The sequence below is a fragment of the Mycoplana sp. ABR4_002 genome (genome assembly GCF_056159645.1).
On record NZ_JBSWVO010000001.1, the window covers coordinates 2,037,861 to 2,054,896 of the forward strand.

The window sequence follows — 17,036 nt, forward strand, 5'->3', positions numbered from 1 at the left end:
GGACTGCCGGGATCAGAAGCTCGACGATACGCCGAACTTGAACCGCTGCGTCTTGTCGAAGTCTTCCTTGACGACCGGGATGGCGTAGTCCACGCGCAACGGCCCGAACGGCGAGGACCAGATCAGGCTGGCGCCGACCGCTGCGCGCCAAGCCATGCTCGTGCCTTCGATCTCGTCGTCGCCGATGTCGACATCGTTGCCGAACAGCGTGCCGGCGTCGACGAACAACGCGCCGCGGAAGCCGGCGTCACGCGCGATGAACGGCAGCGGGAACGACGTCTCGGCCGAAACCGTGAAGTAGGTCGTGCCGCCGACCTCGTCGCCGTTGGCCATGCGCGGGCCGATGCCGCCGCTCTCGAAGCCGCGCAGGTCGTTCGCATTCAGCTGGAACTGGTCGAAGACATGCAGGTCGCCGCTGGTGGGCGTCATGTAACCGGCGCCGCCCGTGAGGCTGCCGATGACGTCAGCGTCTTCCAGCATCAGGTGGTAGTAGCGCACCTTGCCGTAGAGCTTGTAGAAGTCGGAATCGCCGCCGAGGCCGGCGAACTCCTGCGTGAAGGTGCCGTAGATGCCTTCACGCGGCAGCTTGCGGTCGTCAAGGGTGTCGAAGGTGAAGCCCTGCGAAACCGACGAACGGACCCATGGGCTGCCGTCGATGACGTCCCAGTACGGCCGCGAGATATCGCGGTCTTCCGGCGCCTTGGCAAGGTCGGTCGCCTGATTGACGCTCGTGCTGTAGTCGTACTTCGAATAGTTGTACCGCAGCGTCGTCGACAGGTCCTCGGTGATCGGCGCCGTGACGCGCAGGGTTACGCCCTGGCTGTCGACGTCATAGAAGTCTTCCGAGTCGTCCTCGTTGCGGAACAGGTCGAAACCGGCCGCCAGGCGATAGCCCAGGAAGTAGGGCTCGGTGAACGACAGGCTGTAGTTGCGCGAATCGGAGCCGCCACCGGCCGCCACGCGAATGTACTGGCCGCGGCCGAGGAAGTTGCGCTCTTCGATCGAAGCCTCGAGCTTGAAGCCGCCGTCGCTGCCGGTCGTGTAGCCGGCGCCGACGCCGAAGGTGCCGGTGGACTGGTCCTGAACGTCCACGACCAGCACGACGCGGTCGGACGCGCTGCCCGGCGAGGTCGAGACGTTGACCGTCGAGAAGAAGCCGAGCGCCTCAAGGCGCCGCTTGGCGCTGTTGATCACTTCCTGGTTGAACGCATCGCCTTCGCTGATGTCGAACTCGCGCCGGATGACGTAGTCCCGCGTGCGGGTGTTGCCGCGAATCTCGATGCGCTCGACATAGGCGCGCTCGCCCTGGTCGACGAGGTAGTCGACGGCGATGGTGTGGTTGGCGAAGTCACGGTTGCCGCGCGGCGTCACGCGGGCAAAGGGATAACCCTGCGCCGCAACGCGCCGGGAAATCTCCGACATCGAGTCCTGCACGTCCTTGGCCCGATAGATCTCGCCCGTGCGCGTCTCGAGCAGCCCCTGCAGTTCGTTCGCATCGACGCCTTCGACCGTCGACTCGACGGTGATGTTGCCGAACTCGTAGCGTTCACCCTCCTCGACGGTGAAAGTCAGACTGTACTCGTTGGTGGTCTCGTCGAGGACGGCCTCGGACGAAACGATCTGGAAATCGGCATAGCCGCGGTTGAAATAGAACTGGCGCAGCGATTCCTCGTCGGCGCGCAGCTTCATCTCGTCATAGACGTCCTTGCGGGTCAGGAAGGAGAACGGGCCGGACTTCTTCGTGTTGATGACCGAGCGCAGCCGGCCGTCGCTGTAGGCGTTGTTGCCGACGAAGTTGATCTGGGTGATCTTGGTGCGGTCGCCCTCGTTGATGACGAAGGCGAGGTTCACGCGGCCGTTGCCGACGTCATAGGTCTGGGTCGTGACCGTCGCATCGCTGCGCCCGATCGCTGCATAGGCGTCCTTGATCGCCTGGACGTCGTTCTCGACGGTCGCTTCGCTGAACGGACCGAGCGCCTGCGAGCGCACGACTCCCGCCAGCTTGTCATCCTTGATCTTGCGGTTGCCGTTGAAGACGACCTGGTTGATCAGGCGATTCTCATCGACGACAACGACGAGCGTGCTGCCGGACACGCTGATGCGAACGTCGGAAAAATATCCGGTCGCGAACAGGCGGCGCACCGAGGCGTCGATGTCGGTATTGCTGAAGTTCTTGCCCGGCTGGATCGTAAGATTTGCCCGCACGGTCTCGGCACTGACGCGATCCGCACCACGCACCTCGACGCGCTGGATGACGGCAGCCTCCGCGGCCTTCACCATGACGAGCGAGACAGCTGCACCGCCAGCCACCACCATGCTCGTCGAAAGGGCAACGGCAGACACCGCGTTCAAAAACCTTGAACCAGCTTTCATTTTCACAACTTACCTTTGTTTCAATGTCTCGCGGCGAACCCGACTCCGGTCACGCTGCCGTTTTAACCGCTTTTGCCATACAAGCAAGCTCGGCCGTTAATTTCTATTTACTTCGATTCGAACCGTGGCCCATAGGCCACTAAAGCTTTCGTTTACGGTAAACAGTATCTTAGCGAACCTGCTCCTCCTGTACTTGTCCCGCGTTCTTGCGCCCTGCTAGGCCCTAGCCCAATTGGCCGAAGGTATCGTTCCAGGTCGCGAACACCGTCAGCATCAGGATCAGGCCCATGCCGATGCGGAAAGCGATATCCTGCGTCTTCGGGCCCACCGGCCTGCCGCGAATGGCTTCGACCGCATAGAACATCAAGTGGCCCCCATCAAGTACCGGAACCGGCATAAGGTTCAATAGTCCAATGGAAACAGACAGAACGGCTGCAAGCTGCAGCAATGCGGCAACACCGAGCGTCGCCATCTGCCCGGACGCCTGGGCGACGCGGATCGGCCCGCCGATCTGGTCTGCCTTCATGTGTCCCGTAACGACATTGGACAGGTAGTCAAAGGTGGCCGTGACGATGTGCCAGCTCTGCAGCACGCCCTGCCCGATCGATTCCAGCGGCCCGTAGCGCACGACGCGGAAGTTGCCCGCCGCCTCGTTCGTCACGATGCCGATGACGCCGACTTCCATCTTGTTGCCGAACTGGTCGGTCAGCTCGGTCCGTTCCGGCACCATGCGCAGGTCCTGCTCGATTCCGTCCCGACGGATCGTCACGACGATCGGCATCTCCGGCCGCACGCTGACGTAGCGCCGGACGTCGTCGAAGGTCCCGACCGGCGTGCCGTCGATGGCGACCAGCAGGTCGCCGGGCAGGACGCCCGCCGCCTCCGCCGCGCTCGGGCTGCGCACCTCCGCCACCACCGGGTCCGCGACCTGCCGGCCATAGACCATGAAGGTGACGCTGAAGATGGCGATGGCGAGAATGAAGTTGGCGATCGGTCCGGCGGCGACCGTCACCGCGCGCTTCCACAGCGCCGCCCCGAGGAAACTGCGCGACCGTTCTTCGGCCGAAAGGTTCTCCAGCTTGGCATAGTCAGGCGTCGAGGCCGCGTCCTCGTCGCCATAGAACTTCACATAGCCGCCGAGCGGGATCGCGGACAGTTTCCAGCGCGTCCCGCGGCGGTCGGTGAAGCCGGCGATTTCCGGCCCAAAGCCGATCGAGAATGCCGTGATGCCGATGCCCGACCAGCGGCCGGCAAGATAGTGCCCCATCTCGTGGACGAAGACGATCAGCGTCAGGACGATCAGGAACGGCAGGATGTAGCCGGTCAGAAAGCCGAAGACGTACAGCAGCAATTCCATGTTCTTTTGGCCTCCGTGATCTCGGGCGTCAAAGGCCGAGGATAAAAGCGCCGATCGAAACCACGGGCTGCCCGGCCAGCATGGCGGTCATGCCGAACAGGAACGCCGCGAAGCAGGCGAAAACAAGACCGTCGACCCGGTCCATCACGCCGCCATGTCCCGGGATCAGGCGACTGGAATCCTTCACCCCGAACCGGCGCTTGATGAAGGATTCGAACAGGTCGCCGATCTGGCTGAACACCGAGAGGACCAGGGCGACCAGCGGCACCCAGAGCCCGGTCGACGGAAAGAAGACAAGGTAGAGCGCGCAGCCGGCAACGACGGCGCAGAGCGTGCCGCCGATCGCGCCGGACCAGGTCTTGCCCGGCGAGATCGCCGGGGCAAGCTTCGGCCCGCCGATGGCGCGGCCGACGAAATAGGCCAGGATGTCTGTCGCCCAGACCACGGCAAAGACGAACAGCATGGCAATCAGGCCGGTGGCGTCATCGTCCCGGATCGCCGAAAGCGAGAGCGCGGTCAGGCCCGCATAGGCGATGCCGCCCGGAAGCCAGCGACTGCGGTCGAAGGCCAGCACGTGCACGGTCGCCAGCAGGACCGCGGCGCCGACGGTCACGACCGCCATCTCGGCCTCACCGGCCACGGTCATGACCCCGGCCGCGACCGTGGCGGCCCAGCCGAAGGCGTTGCCTCGAAAATCGGTCTCGGCCAGGCGCGTGATCGTCGACCACTCGTAATAGACCAGCACCGAGATCGCGACGGCGAGCAGGCGGAAGGTCAAGCCGCCGTACCAGGTGGCCACGAGGACGGCCGCCGCCATGATCACGCCGGAGATGATGCGCAGACGAAGTTCGGTGCTCATCAGGAGCCTACTGCCAGCGACGGTGCCGGCACCCCGCCGAACCGGCGCTCTCGCCCTGCGTATTTCTCGAGCGCCTCAAGGAAGGTCGCCCGCGAAAAATCGGGCCAGAAGTCGGGAACGAACATCAGCTCAGCATAGGCCGCCTGCCACAGCAGGAAATTCGACAGCCGCTCCTCGCCGCTCGTGCGGATGATGAGGTCGGGGTCGGGAATGTCGGCGGTGTCGAGCCGCGCGCTGATTCGTTCCGGCGTGACATCGGCGGGATGAAGCCGGCCCGCGGCGACGTCGCCGGCGATCGAGCGCACCGCGCGCGCGATCTCGTCCCGCGCACCGTAGTTGAACGCAATGACCAGCGTAATCGCGTTGTTGCCGCGGGTCCGTTCCTCGGCCTCGAGCAACAGCGGCAGGATATCGCTGCGCAGGTTCGAGCGGTCGCCGATCACGCGGACGCGCACATTCTCGCTGTGCAACGTCTCGAGGTCGCGGCGGATAAAGGTCTTCAGCAAACCCATCAGGTCGCTGACCTCGCTCTCCGGCCGGCTCCAGTTCTCCGACGAAAACGCAAAGAGCGTCAGGTAGCGGATGCCGGCGCCGGCCGCCGTGCGCACCGCCTCGCGCACGGCCTCGACACCCTTGCGGTGCCCCATGGTGCGCGGCAGCCCCCGAACGTTGGCCCACCGCCCGTTGCCATCCATGATGATGGCGACGTGGTTGGGAATGTTCTTCGAGGCTTGATGGGTCATCGACGATCCGTGTGCGAGGGCGGGAAACCTGGCGGGGCCTGCAACTAGACCTGCATGATTTCCTTTTCCTTCTCGGCAAGCAAGCGATCGACCTCGGAAATCATGTCGTCGGTCATCTTTTGGACCTTTTCGGACTGGCCGCGGCTTTCGTCCTGGCCGATATCGCCGTCTTTCTCGGCTTTTTTCAGATCGTCCATGCCGTCTCGGCGAACATGGCGAATCGCCACCTTGCTCTTTTCGGCGTAGTCATGCGCGATCTTCACCAATGAACGGCGGCGCTCCTCGTTCAGTTCCGGCAGCGGGATGCGCAGGCTCTGGCCGTCGACGATCGGATTCAGCCCGAGGTTCGATTCACGAATGGCGCGGTCGACCGCGCCGACCATCGACTTGTCCCAGATCGACACGGCAAGCATGCGCGGCTCGGGCACGGTGATGTTCGCCACCTGGTTGAGCGGCATGCGCGAGCCGTAGGCCTCCACCATGACCGGATCGAGGACGTTGGCCGAAGCGCGGCCGGTACGCAGCGAAGCGATATCGTGCTTGAACGCGGAAATGGCACCATCCATGCGGCGCTTCAGTTCCTTCAGGTCAACACCTTCACTCATAGCTTGGAACTCCCGTTTATGAGCAACCATACCCCTTCGGGCGCGGTTGCGGAATCAGTTGTCGGTTACGATGGTCCCGCGGCCGCCGCCGGTCAATATTTGTGCGAACCCGCCCTTTTCGTGGATCGAGAACACGATGATCGGAATGGCGTTCTCGCGGGCGAGCGCGACCGCCGCCACGTCCATCACCGCCAGGCCCTTCTCCAGGACCTCGCCGTGGGTTAGCCGGTCGTAGCGGATCGCCTCGGGGAACTTCTTCGGATCGGCCGAGTAGATGCCGTCGACCTGGGTGCCCTTGAAGATCGCCTCCGCCCCCATCTCGGCGGCGCGCAGGGCCGCAGCCGAATCGGTCGTGAAGAACGGGTTGCCGGTGCCGCCGGCGAAGATCACCACCCGGCCCTGGGCCAGATGATGGAGCGTGGCGCGCTGCGAGAAGCTCTCGCAGATCTCCGGCATCGCGATCGCCGAAAGCACGACGGTGTCGATGTTGAGCTTGCGCAGCGAGGTCGCCAGCGCCAGCGCGTTGATGACCGTCGCCAGCATGCCCATGTGGTCGCCCGTCACCCGGTCTCCGCCCTTGGAAGCGACGGCGACGCCGCGGAAGATGTTGCCGCCCCCGACGACCACCCCGACCTCGACCCCGAGCGCCCGCGCCTCGGCAATGTCCGCGGCGATGCGATCGGCGACGGCGACGTCGATGCCGAATCCTTGAGAGCCCATCAGCGCTTCGCCGGAGGCCTTCAACAGAACACGCTTGTAGATGGGACTGGCGGACATTGTCGCTCCTGGCGGTTGAATGTGGGTGGGTCGGCGAGAGGCCTGCGGCTGCAACGGTGCGCGCGTCGCGCCGCCGCTCCCCGGAGCCGGAATTTCCGTGAGCCGGATACACGAAGGGCACCGCGTTGTCACGCGATGCCCTCCGCTTTTCCAAAATCGGCTGACGAAAATCAGCCCTTGGCGACGGCCGCCACTTCAGCCGCAAAATCCGACTCTTCCTTCTCGACGCCTTCGCCGAGCAGCAGGCGGGCCATCCCGGCAACCTCGATCGGCGCGCCGGCGAGCTTCTCTGCATCCTTGACCGCCTGGCCGACGGTGATGTCGGGGTTCATGACGAAGGCCTGCGACAGCAGGGCGACTTCCTCGAAGAACTTGCGCATGCGGCCTTCGACCATCTTCTCGATGATGTTGTCCGGCTTGCCGGAGGCGCGGGACTGCTCGATGAAGACGTTGCGCTCGCGCTCGGCGACGGCGGCATCGACTTCCTCGGCGCGGATCGCGAGCGGGTTGGTCGCAGCGACGTGCATGGCGATCTGACGGCCGACCGAGTTCAGCACTTCCTTGTCGCCGGTGGACTTCAGCGCGACGAGCACGCCGAGCTTGCCGATGCCGTCGCCGGCAGCGTTGTGGATGTAGCTCGCAACGACACCGTCCTCGACCTTCAGCAGGGCCGAACGGCGCAGCGTCATGTTTTCGCCGATCGTCGCGATCGCATCCTTGATCGACTCCTCGACGGTCTTGCCGGTCGCCGGGTAGTTCGCCTGGGCGATGGCGGCAACGGAACCGTCAGTGCCGAGCGCGACCTTGGCGACGCCGCGGACCAGGTCCTGGAACGCCTCGTTGCGGGCAACGAAGTCGGTTTCGGAGTTGATTTCGACGGCGACGGCCTTGGCGCCATCGCTGACAATGCCGACCAGGCCTTCAGCTGCGGTGCGGCCGGACTTCTTGTCGGCCTTGGCGATGCCCTTGGCGCGCAGCCAGTCGATCGCGGCTTCCATGTCGCCGTTGGCTTGGGCAAGCGCCTTCTTGCAATCCATCATGCCTGCGCCGGACTTCTCGCGCAGTTCCTTCACCATTGCTGCAGTGATTTCCATCGTCTCGCCTCTTCGCGGGTTCTGCGCACGTGCCCCAAGATCCCTGGCGGGTTCGCGGGCACCATGCGCCATTTCAACTTCTGTTGGCGCCATTCGCCTCTGATCGAGACGCTCCACCGTGGCGGCAGCCAATCCACCTTGCGCTTTACAGGATGATGACAGTGCTCCATCCGCCCGGTCGCGGACGCGCGTAGGATCGCAGGTCCGACCGGGAAAACGCGACAAGGCCGTTCAACCTTCCAGAGGAAAACGGCCTTGTCCTGATCCTTACATGGGACGATGCGGATTGCTCCGCGCCCTGCCCTATCAGGCTTCGGCGTCGTCCAGGGTCGGCTCGACCGGAGCTTCGGCGGAAGCGCCGATGTCGCGGCCCGCCGCACCCTGCTGGCGTGCGATGCCGTCGATGGCCGCCCGAGCGATCAGGTCGCAGTAGAGGGCGATGGCACGCGAAGCATCGTCGTTACCCGGAATCGGATAGTCGATCGGGTCCGGGTTGCAGTTGCTGTCGATGATGGCGACGACCGGAATGCCAAGACGCTTGGCTTCCTGGATCGCGATCGACTCCTTGTTGGTGTCGATGATGAACATCAGGTCCGGCGTGCCGCCCATGTCCTTGATGCCGCCGAGGGCCTTGTCCAGCTTTTCGCGCTCGCGCTCGAGGTTCAGCCGCTCCTTCTTGGTGAAGCCCGAAGCCTCGGAGGAGAGGATTTCGTCGAGCTTGCGCAGGCGCTGGATCGAGTTCGAGATCGTCTTCCAGTTCGTCAGCATGCCGCCGAGCCAGCGGGCATTGACGTAGTACTGGGCCGAACGCTTGGCCGCGTCAGCAATGATTTCCGACGCCTGGCGCTTGGTGCCGACGAAGAGGACGCGGCCGCCGCCAGCGACGGTGTCGCTCACGACCTGCAGTGCGCGATGCAGGTACGGAACGGTCTGGGCCAGGTCGATGATGTGGACGTTGCTGCGGTCGCCGAAGATGTACGGCTTCATCTTCGGGTTCCAGCGGTGGGTCTGGTGGCCGAAGTGAACACCAGCTTCCAGAAGCTGGCGCATGCTGAAATCGGGCAATGCCATGCCTAAATTCTCCTTTTCCGGTTGAACCTCCGCAAGGCGAACAGCACGGCCCATCGGCCCTGCCACCGGCGGAACGCACCGGATTTCTCCCGGCTCGCCCCATGCCTCACGTGTGGAATGCGGTGGCCTTAACCGCAGTTGCCCCGGAAATCAAGCCATGGGCGGCGAAAAATGCGGGCCCGGCGCTTGGCCGCCTACTTGCACTCCGCGCTCTGGAACACCTCGAGATTGGCGAGCTTGCCGCTCAGGACGAAATCGCCGTAGTCCATCGTCAGGTCGCGGGTGATGCCATTCTCGTACAGCTTGAACGACATTCGATAGACCGGCAGCGCATCACCGTTGGTGTCGTCATTGTAGTAGGCGATGGTCACCGGCCAGTAGGCCTGCTTCGCGAAGGAGCCCGCCTTGGCCGCGTCCGGATCGTCGGCCGCCGGCATCTCGCGCTTGCCGAGCACGGTCGACGTCATCAGCGTCTTGTCGCCGGAGTCCGAGCCGTCGAAGATCCGCGCCTCGAAAAATCGCTCGCCCTTCTTCGCCCGCTCGATGACCTCGAGCATGTGTTCGGTGGGAAAGACGCTCTCGGCAAGTTCCACCGCGCGGGCGTCCGGCGACGTGAGCTCGACGTTGACGCCGGCCTTGTCGTCGCGGGCATTGCCGCGCACCTCCTTGTCGAGCTTCTCATCGGTGTAGGACCGCGTCAGGAAGCGGAAGCTGCGGTTCTTCAGGTCTTCATAGGTCGTCGTCTGCTGGTCCGTCAGCCGCGTCTCCTCGCCGGTGTTGACCTGGGTCACGAAGCGGAAGCTGACGGTGTAGCCCTCGCATGGATTGCCGTTGAACTCGTAGACCATGCGGCCGTACATCCCGGCGATGCCGGAGCGTTCCGAAGCATCCTGCAGTTGCAGGTCATAGACGGCGCGATGCGGCGTCAGGCCGGTGGCGGCGGCGGCGGAAACGGGACCGGGCGAGACCACCGCGAGACTTGCCGCGACGGACGCAACCGGTACAAAGCTTTTGCGAAACATCCGTTTCCTCCTGTTGGACTCCGCCGCGATGATATAAGTACACATTCGGCAAGAGCGAGGCATAAGAGCATTTGGATGCCCCATACTAACAGAAAACGCAATCGAGGCGTCAGAACCGCGCAGGGCTCCGGCACGCCGCTCCCGACCCATGCCGTCAGCACCCGCAAGGCCCCCCCTGGCGGAGCAGGCGAACAACCGCACAATGGAGACAATCATGTCCGCTGAAATCGAAAACCGGGTCAAGGAACTGGGTTACGCCATTCCGACGGCGGCCGCGCCGGCCGCCAACTATGTTCCCTACGTCATCAGCGGCTCGATCCTACACATTTCCGGGCAGCTGCCCATGGCCGACGGCAAGATCGCCGTCACCGGCCATCTCGGCAAGGAGGTCGATGTCGCTGCCGGACAGAAGGCCGCGGAACTGTGCGCCGTCAACCTGCTGGCGCAGGCCAAGGCCGCGCTCGGTGACCTGTCTCGCATCAGACGCATCATCAAGATCAATGGCTTCGTGGCGTCGGCTCCGACATTCGTCGAGCAGCATCTCGTCATCAATGGCGCGTCCAACCTGCTGGTGAGCGCGCTCGGAGAGCCCGGCAAGCACGCCCGCGCCGCGGTCGGCATGGCCGCCCTGCCGATGAACGCCGCGGTGGAAATCGACGCGATCATGGAAATCGCCTGATGCCGCCCAAGGAGCTTTCCTGGCTGACGGCGCAGCCGATCGCCCATCGCGGCTACCACGACATGAACCGCACGGTCTGGGAGAACACGCCGTCGGCGTTCTCCCGCGCGGTCGAGGCCGGCTTCGCCATCGAGTGCGACCTGCAATACGCCGCCGACGGCGTACCGGTGGTCTTCCACGACGACGACCTGCAGCGCCTCTGCGCCATTCCCGGTGACGTCCGCGGCAAGACCTCGGTCGAGCTCGGCATGCTCTCGGTCGGCGGCACGGCCGACAAGGTCCCAACCCTCGCGGGACTGCTGAAGATCGTCGGCGGGCGCGTACCGCTCGTCATCGAGCTGAAGGGGCGCAAGGGCGACGACGACGGCTTTGCCGCAAGCGTCCTGGAGATCCTCGAAGACTACAAGGGACCGGTCGCGCTGATGAGCTTCGACCACTGGCTGCTGAAGGACCTGAAGGCGCTCGATGCGCCCGTTCCGCTGGGACTGACGGCCGAAGGCGCCGCCCCGGAAAGCTTCTTTGTGCACGAGGAGGCGATGCAGCTTGGGCTCGACTTCATCTCCTATCACTACGGGCACCTGCCGAACCCCTTCATCGCCAAGGAGCGCAAGGCCGGCATCCCGGTGATTACCTGGACCGTCCGCAACCGGGCGGGTATCGAGACGACGCTGGCCGAGGCCGACCAGATGACCTTCGAAGGCTTCGATCCGCGGGAAGCGCTGGTCGCCTGACGATGTCCGAGGCCTTCCGGATACGCGTGGTCCAGAGCTTCGCCGACATCCCGGCGGAGCGCTGGTCGCAGCTTGCCGGGGCGGCGCGCGGCCGGACGGCGGCGATCTACAATCCCTTCGTCAGCCACGCGTTCCTCTCCTCGCTGGAGCAATCCGGGTCGGCAACGGTGGAGACCGGCTGGCTCGGCCAGCACCTGCTGCTGGAGGACGCGGACGGCACGCTTCTCGGCGCGCTGCCCGCCTATCTGAAGAACCACAGCCAGGGCGAATACGTCTTCGATCACGGCTGGGCCGACGCGTATGAGCGCGCCGGCGGGCGCTACTATCCCAAGCTCCAGGCCTCGATCCCGTTCACGCCGGCAACCGGCCCGCGGCTGATGCAACGCCATGACCTGGAGGCCGGGCCGGTCCGCCGCGCGCTCGCCGCCGGGCTCGCCGAACTGGCGCGCCGGCACGACATTTCGTCCGCGCACGTCACGTTCCTGCCCGAGGAGGAGCTGCCGGCGCTCGATGAGGCGGGGTTTCTCCACCGCACCGACCAGCAGTTCCACTTTCTCAACCCCGGCTACGGCTCCCATGACGACTTCCTCCAGACCCTCGCCTCGCGCAAGCGCAAGGCGCTGAGGAAGGAGCGCCGGACAGCCCTCGAAAACGGCATCGCGATCGACTGGCTGACGGGCGGCGACCTCACCGAGGACGTCTGGGACCAGTTCTTCGCCTTCTACATGGATACGGGCGGTCGCAAGTGGGGCCGGCCCTACCTGAACCGGAGCTTCTATTCGCTGATCGGCGAACGCATGGCCGAGGACATCGTGCTGGTGATGGCGCGGCGCAACGGCCGCTATGTCGCCGGGGCGATCAACTTCATCGGCGGCGAGACGCTGTTCGGCCGGCACTGGGGCTGCATCGAGGATCACCCCTATCTGAACTTCGAGGTGTGCTACCATCAGGCGATCGATTTCGCGATCGCGCGCGGCCTGAAGCGGGTCGAGGCCGGGGCCCAGGGCGAGCACAAGCTCGCGCGCGGCTACATGCCGGTGACCACGCATTCGGCGCACTACATCACCCACCCGGGCCTGCGCCGGGCCGTCGCCGACTATCTCGAGCGCGAACGCCGCGACGTGGCCGAGGCCGGCGAATGGCTGGCCGGGCACAGCCCCTTCCGCAGAAGCGGCGGCGGCGCCGAATCCGACGACTGACAGACAATGCCCGAGCGGCCGAACATGAGGAGACCGTCATGACCGCCTACGATCCCGGCAACATCTTCGCCAAGATCCTTCGCGGGGAGATACCCTCGCACAAGGTCTACGAGGACGAGTACGCCATTGCCTTCATGGATGTCATGCCGCAGGGGACCGGCCATTCGCTGGTGATCCCCAAGGCCCCGTCGCGCAACATCCTCGACGCCGATCCGCAGACCCTGTCCCGGGTGATTCCCGTGGTGCAGAAGGTGGCGGTCGCCGCCAAGGCGGCGTTCGAGGCCGATGGCGTGACGGTCATTCAGTTCAACGAGCCGGCCTCCGGGCAGACGATCTACCACCTGCACTTCCATGTCATTCCACGCTTCGAGGGCGTGCCGCTGAAGCCGCATACGGGGACCATGGAGGACCACGGCGTGCTGGCCGCCAATGCGCAGAAGATGCGCGACGCGCTGGCTGGCTGACGCTGGCCGCAACGCCGTCGTCGGAACCGCTCAGGCGCCGAGCACGAACAGGCCGCCGGCAAGAAAGGCGATGGCACCGGCGATGCCGGCGATCTGCCTGCCGCCGCTCAGGAAGAACGCGAGCGCGCCCACCCCCACGGCTGCAAGCCGCAGCCACAGGGGCGAGGCCGCCAGTTCGCCGGTCGGGTAGACGATCAGCTTGGCGATGACCGCCGCCACCAGCGCGGTCGCCACGGCCTTCACCCAGGTCAGCACCTCCGAATCCTCGTCGAGCCTGTTGCCCGCCAGGACGCCGAGCCATCGCCAGATATCGGTCGCCAGCCAGCCGGCGACCGCGATGAACAGATAGGGCCAGGCACCGTCGAAGCTCATGCCGTCCGTCCTGCCCGCCTGAGGCGCCATTGCCGTTCGATCGCCCAGGCCGCGGTTCCCCCGACCAGGCCGGCGAGCAGGATGTCGAACTCCGGCGCCAGTTCGTGGAAGACGACGCCGAGCACCAGGCCGATCGACAGGCCCCAATAAATTACCCGGTGGCGGGCCGAGACCCAGATCGAGGTCAGGAAGTAGACCGGCGTCAGGAAGAACAGGCAACCGGCCACGATCGGCGGAAACGTCGACACCAGCCCGTAGCAGACCCCGACCAAAAGGATGTTCGCCACGGTGAGCGTGACGCCGAAGCCGGCAAAGAACGCCACCCTCCGTTCCCGCGGCACGGACGGCACGCGCTCCATGGCAAACACCCAGGCGGTGATGGCGACGAAGTGGGACAGCGCAAGCAGAACCCAGGTGGGCGTCCGGCGCGAGCGGAGCTCGGGCACCAGTGCCGCGACCATGGGCATCATTCGCACCGAGGACAGCGTCACGGCGATGAAGGCGGCGGCGAGATTGGCGCCCGACAGCATGCTGCCGACGAGGATGACCTTGGCCGGCAGGGCCCAGACGATCCCCGTCATGAACATGACCTGCCCGAGCGGAACGCCGGCCTCGGCGGTAAAGGCGGCAAATCCGACGAAGGACATCATCAGAATGATCGCCGGCAGGCTCCAGATGCCACGCATTCCCTGGACGAACCAGTAGCGGTTCGAGCGTTCCCCCAGCCCCTCGTCGGCATCCATTGCGGTCTTCCTGTCCTTTGACATGACAATGCCGGGCAGTTTCCTGCCCGGCATCGAACTCCCTGGCGGGAGCGGTTATTTCTTACGCGGCACCTTGGGCACCGCGCTGCCCTTGCGGGGTGGCGCCGCGGTCTTTTCGGCGTCCGCCGCCTTTGCAGCCTTGCCGCGCCCGGTGCCGTCCGCAGTCACGGTCTCCTTGGCCTTGCGTGGCTTGGATGCCTTGCGCGCGGGGGCTGTGACCTCGGCCTTCGGCTTGATCGGCGTCGTCTCCGGCACCGCCTCCAGGACGATGCCCTTTGTCCCGTCCTCCTTCTCGCCGACCGAGACACGGACCACGCCGCCCTTCTTCAGCTTGCCGAACAGGATCTCGTCGGCGAGCTTCTTCTTGACGTTCTCCTGGATGACGCGGGACAGCGGCCGCGCGCCCATCTTCTCGTCGTAGCCCTTCTCCGCCAGCCAGGCGATCGCCTCCGGCTGCAGCTCGAAGGTGACGTTGCGTTCGGCAAGCTGCGTCTCGAGCTGCATGACGAACTTCTGCACGACCTGGTGGATGACCGGGGTCGGCAGCGACGAGAACGGAATGATGGCATCGAGGCGGTTGCGGAACTCCGGCGTGAACAGCCGGTTGATCGCCTCCATGTCGTCGCCCTCGCGCTTGGACGAGCCGAAGCCGATTGCCGCCTTCTGCATGTCGGAGGCGCCGGCATTGGTCGTCATAATGAGGATGACGTTGCGGAAATCGATCTTCTTGCCGTTGTGGTCGGTCAGCGAGCCGTGGTCCATCACCTGCAGCAGGATGTTGTACAGGTCCGGATGGGCCTTCTCGATCTCGTCGAGCAGCAGCACGCAGTGCGGATGCTGGTCGACGCCGTCGGTCAGAAGACCGCCCTGGTCGAAGCCGACATAGCCGGGAGGTGCGCCGAGCAGCCGCGAAACCGTGTGCCGCTCCATGTACTCCGACATGTCGAAGCGCAACAGCTCCACGCCGAGCGAGGCGGCGAGCTGCTTGGCGACCTCGGTCTTGCCGACGCCGGTCGGACCGGAAAACAGGTAGCAGCCGATCGGCTTGTTCGGCTCGCGCAGGCCGGCGCGCGCCAGCTTGATCGAGGAGGCGAGCGCCTCGATCGCCAGGTCCTGGCCGTACACGACCGACCGCAGTTCCTTCTCCAGGTTGGCGAGCACGGCCTCGTCATCCTTGGAAACGGTCTTGGGCGGAATGCGCGCCATCGTCGCGATGGTCGCCTCGATCTCCTTCTCGGTGATCAGCTTGCGCCGCTTGCCGGCAGGGAGCAGCATCTGCGCCGCGCCGGTCTCGTCGATGACGTCGATCGCCTTGTCGGGCAGCTTGCGGTCGCTGATGTAACGTGCCGACAGCTCGACCGCGGACTTGATTGCGTCGTTCGAGTATTTCAGCCGGTGGTAGTCCTCGAAATACGGCTTCAGCCCCTTCATGATCTCGATCGTGTCGTCGATCGTCGGCTCGTTCACGTCGATCTTCTGAAAACGGCGGACGAGCGCCCGGTCCTTCTCGAAGAACTGGCGGTACTCCTTGTAGGTGGTCGAACCGATGCAGCGGATCGCCCCGTTCGACAGCGCCGGCTTCAGGAGGTTGGACGCGTCCATCGCACCGCCCGAGGTTGCCCCGGCGCCGATGACCGTGTGGATCTCGTCGATGAACAGCACCGCGCCGGGATACTCCTCAAGCTCCTTCACCACCTGTTTCAGGCGCTCCTCGAAGTCGCCGCGGTAGCGCGTGCCGGCGAGCAGCGTGCCCATGTCGAGCGAGAAGATGGTCGCGTCGGCAAGCGCCTCGGGCACCTTGCCCTCGACAATGCGCTTGGCAAGTCCCTCGGCAATCGCGGTCTTTCCGACGCCGGGATCGCCGACATAGAGCGGGTTGTTCTTGGAGCGGCGGCAGAGCACCTGAATCGTGCGGTTGACCTCGGCGTGGCGGCCGATCAGCGGATCGATCTTGCCGCCCTTGGCCTTCTCGTTGAGGTTGACGCAATAGGCGCTGAGCGCGTCCTGCTTCTTGGCCCCGTCCTCCTGCTCGCCCTGGGCGCGCGACGGCTTCTGCTCGTTCTCCTGGTCGTCGGTGCCCCGGACCGAGCGCGCCTCGGACGCGCCGGGCCGCTTGCCGATGCCGTGCGAGATGAAGTTGACGGCATCGTAGCGCGTCATCTCCTGTTCCTGCAGGAAGTAGGCGGCGTGGCTCTCGCGCTCGGCGAAGATCGCGACCAGGACGTTGGCCCCGGTCACTTCCTCGCGGCCCGACGACTGCACGTGGATGACCGCGCGCTGGATCACGCGCTGGAAGCCGGAGGTCGGCTTGGAGTCTTCCTCGTAGCCCGTCACGAGGTTCGCCAGGTCGTTGTCGACATAGTCGGTGACCGTCTTGCGAAGCGTATCGAGGTTGACGTTGCACGCCCCCATCACCGCCGCCGCGTCCGCGTCGTCGATCAGCGCCAGGAGCAGATGCTCCAGGGTGGCGTACTCGTGGTGGCGCTCGTTGGCGTAGGTCAGTGCCTGGTGAAGCGCTTTCTCAAGACTGGTCGAAAAAGTTGGCACGTTGTTTCCTCATTTCTTTTCCATGACACATTGCAGCGGGTGCTGGTGCTGGCGGGAGAAGTCCATCACCTGTGTCACTTTGGTTTCGGCAACCTCGTAGGTGAAAACGCCACACTCACCCACCCCGTGGTTGTGCACATGCAGCATGATCCGCGTTGCCGCTTCACGGTCCTTCTGGAAGAACCGCTCGAGGATGTGGATCACGAATTCCATCGGCGTGTAGTCGTCATTGAGAAGCAGCACCCGGTAGAGGCTCGGCTTCTTGGTCTTCGGCTTCGTGCGGGTGATGACCGACGTGCCGCGACCGGGAGTGTCGCCGCCGCCTTCATTGTCCTGCAACCGGACCGGTGTCGCATTCATTCCTGTTCATTCCCATTGA

At 64.9% G+C, this 17,036-nt stretch carries 17 protein-coding genes; 4 read left to right on the top strand and 13 right to left on the bottom strand.

What is annotated here, in order from left to right; all coding sequences use genetic code 11:
- Positions 1 to 12 precede the first annotated feature (12 nt).
- The 9 genes from bamA to ACXAGF_RS09945 all read right to left on the bottom strand — a co-directional run bounded on the left by bamA (position 13) and on the right by ACXAGF_RS09945 (position 9,901).
- A complete protein-coding gene (bamA, locus tag ACXAGF_RS09905; RefSeq protein ID WP_475016594.1) occupies positions 13 to 2,373 on the bottom strand; it encodes an outer membrane protein assembly factor BamA in 2,361 nt (786 codons plus the stop codon).
- 223 nt (positions 2,374 to 2,596) lie between these two features.
- Entirely contained in the window at positions 2,597 to 3,730 is a 1,134-nt protein-coding gene (gene rseP / locus ACXAGF_RS09910; RefSeq protein ID WP_475016596.1) for an RIP metalloprotease RseP, read from the bottom strand.
- Between the two features lie 28 nt (positions 3,731 to 3,758).
- Complete coding sequence (locus tag ACXAGF_RS09915; RefSeq protein ID WP_475016598.1) at positions 3,759 to 4,589, bottom strand: phosphatidate cytidylyltransferase; 831 nt, start codon at positions 4,587 to 4,589, stop codon at positions 3,759 to 3,761.
- Positions 4,589 to 5,332: an isoprenyl transferase gene (locus ACXAGF_RS09920; protein WP_475016600.1), complete on the bottom strand. Its 744-nt coding sequence runs from the start codon at positions 5,330 to 5,332 to the stop codon at positions 4,589 to 4,591. Before ACXAGF_RS09920 ends, ACXAGF_RS09915 begins: the two co-directional genes overlap by 1 nt.
- Positions 5,333 to 5,376: 44 nt before the next feature.
- On the bottom strand, positions 5,377 to 5,937 hold the full coding sequence (gene frr / locus ACXAGF_RS09925; protein ID WP_475016602.1) for a ribosome recycling factor: 561 nt from the start codon (positions 5,935 to 5,937) through the stop codon (positions 5,377 to 5,379).
- 54 nt (positions 5,938 to 5,991) lie between these two features.
- A complete protein-coding gene (gene pyrH / locus ACXAGF_RS09930; RefSeq protein ID WP_475016604.1) occupies positions 5,992 to 6,714 on the bottom strand; it encodes a UMP kinase in 723 nt (240 codons plus the stop codon).
- Between the two features lie 170 nt (positions 6,715 to 6,884).
- A complete protein-coding gene (gene tsf, locus ACXAGF_RS09935) occupies positions 6,885 to 7,808 on the bottom strand; it encodes a translation elongation factor Ts (RefSeq protein ID WP_475016605.1) in 924 nt (307 codons plus the stop codon).
- Positions 7,809 to 8,114: 306 nt separating this feature from the next.
- A complete protein-coding gene (gene rpsB, locus ACXAGF_RS09940) occupies positions 8,115 to 8,879 on the bottom strand; it encodes a 30S ribosomal protein S2 (protein WP_475016607.1) in 765 nt (254 codons plus the stop codon).
- A 194-nt stretch (positions 8,880 to 9,073) separates the two neighbouring features.
- Positions 9,074 to 9,901, bottom strand: coding sequence for a cell envelope integrity EipB family protein (locus ACXAGF_RS09945; RefSeq protein ID WP_475016609.1), 828 nt, complete (start codon positions 9,899 to 9,901; stop codon positions 9,074 to 9,076).
- 214 nt (positions 9,902 to 10,115) lie between these two features.
- Between ACXAGF_RS09945 and ACXAGF_RS09950 the strand changes: the two genes are divergently transcribed.
- From ACXAGF_RS09950 to ACXAGF_RS09965, 4 genes are read left to right on the top strand one after another with little or no spacing between them, the layout of a single operon-like run.
- Positions 10,116 to 10,580 carry a RidA family protein gene (locus ACXAGF_RS09950; RefSeq protein ID WP_475016611.1) on the top strand — a complete coding sequence of 155 codons (465 nt, stop codon included), beginning with the start codon at positions 10,116 to 10,118 and terminating at the stop codon, positions 10,578 to 10,580.
- Positions 10,580 to 11,311, top strand: coding sequence for a glycerophosphodiester phosphodiesterase (locus ACXAGF_RS09955; protein WP_475016613.1), 732 nt, complete (start codon positions 10,580 to 10,582; stop codon positions 11,309 to 11,311). The genes ACXAGF_RS09950 and ACXAGF_RS09955 overlap by 1 nt, the downstream gene beginning before the upstream one ends.
- Positions 11,312 to 11,313: 2 nt before the next feature.
- Positions 11,314 to 12,510: a GNAT family N-acetyltransferase gene (locus ACXAGF_RS09960; protein ID WP_475016615.1), complete on the top strand. Its 1,197-nt coding sequence runs from the start codon at positions 11,314 to 11,316 to the stop codon at positions 12,508 to 12,510.
- A 38-nt stretch (positions 12,511 to 12,548) separates the two neighbouring features.
- Entirely contained in the window at positions 12,549 to 12,974 is a 426-nt protein-coding gene (locus ACXAGF_RS09965) for an HIT family protein (protein ID WP_475016616.1), read from the top strand.
- A 30-nt stretch (positions 12,975 to 13,004) separates the two neighbouring features.
- Here the strand turns inward: ACXAGF_RS09965 and ACXAGF_RS09970 are convergent, their stop codons facing one another.
- From ACXAGF_RS09970 to clpS, 4 genes are all read right to left on the bottom strand, one after another.
- Positions 13,005 to 13,376, bottom strand: coding sequence for an AzlD domain-containing protein (locus tag ACXAGF_RS09970; RefSeq protein WP_475016617.1), 372 nt, complete (start codon positions 13,374 to 13,376; stop codon positions 13,005 to 13,007).
- Positions 13,343 to 14,089, bottom strand: a complete 747-nt coding sequence (locus tag ACXAGF_RS09975; protein ID WP_475016619.1) for an AzlC family ABC transporter permease — start codon at positions 14,087 to 14,089, stop codon at positions 13,343 to 13,345. The genes ACXAGF_RS09970 and ACXAGF_RS09975 overlap by 34 nt, the downstream gene beginning before the upstream one ends.
- Positions 14,090 to 14,164: 75 nt before the next feature.
- Positions 14,165 to 16,657 carry an ATP-dependent Clp protease ATP-binding subunit ClpA gene (gene clpA, locus ACXAGF_RS09980; protein WP_475016621.1) on the bottom strand — a complete coding sequence of 831 codons (2,493 nt, stop codon included), beginning with the start codon at positions 16,655 to 16,657 and terminating at the stop codon, positions 14,165 to 14,167.
- A 9-nt stretch (positions 16,658 to 16,666) separates the two neighbouring features.
- Positions 16,667 to 17,017, bottom strand: coding sequence for an ATP-dependent Clp protease adapter ClpS (gene clpS / locus ACXAGF_RS09985; RefSeq protein ID WP_475016623.1), 351 nt, complete (start codon positions 17,015 to 17,017; stop codon positions 16,667 to 16,669).
- Positions 17,018 to 17,036: the final 19 nt, after the last annotated feature.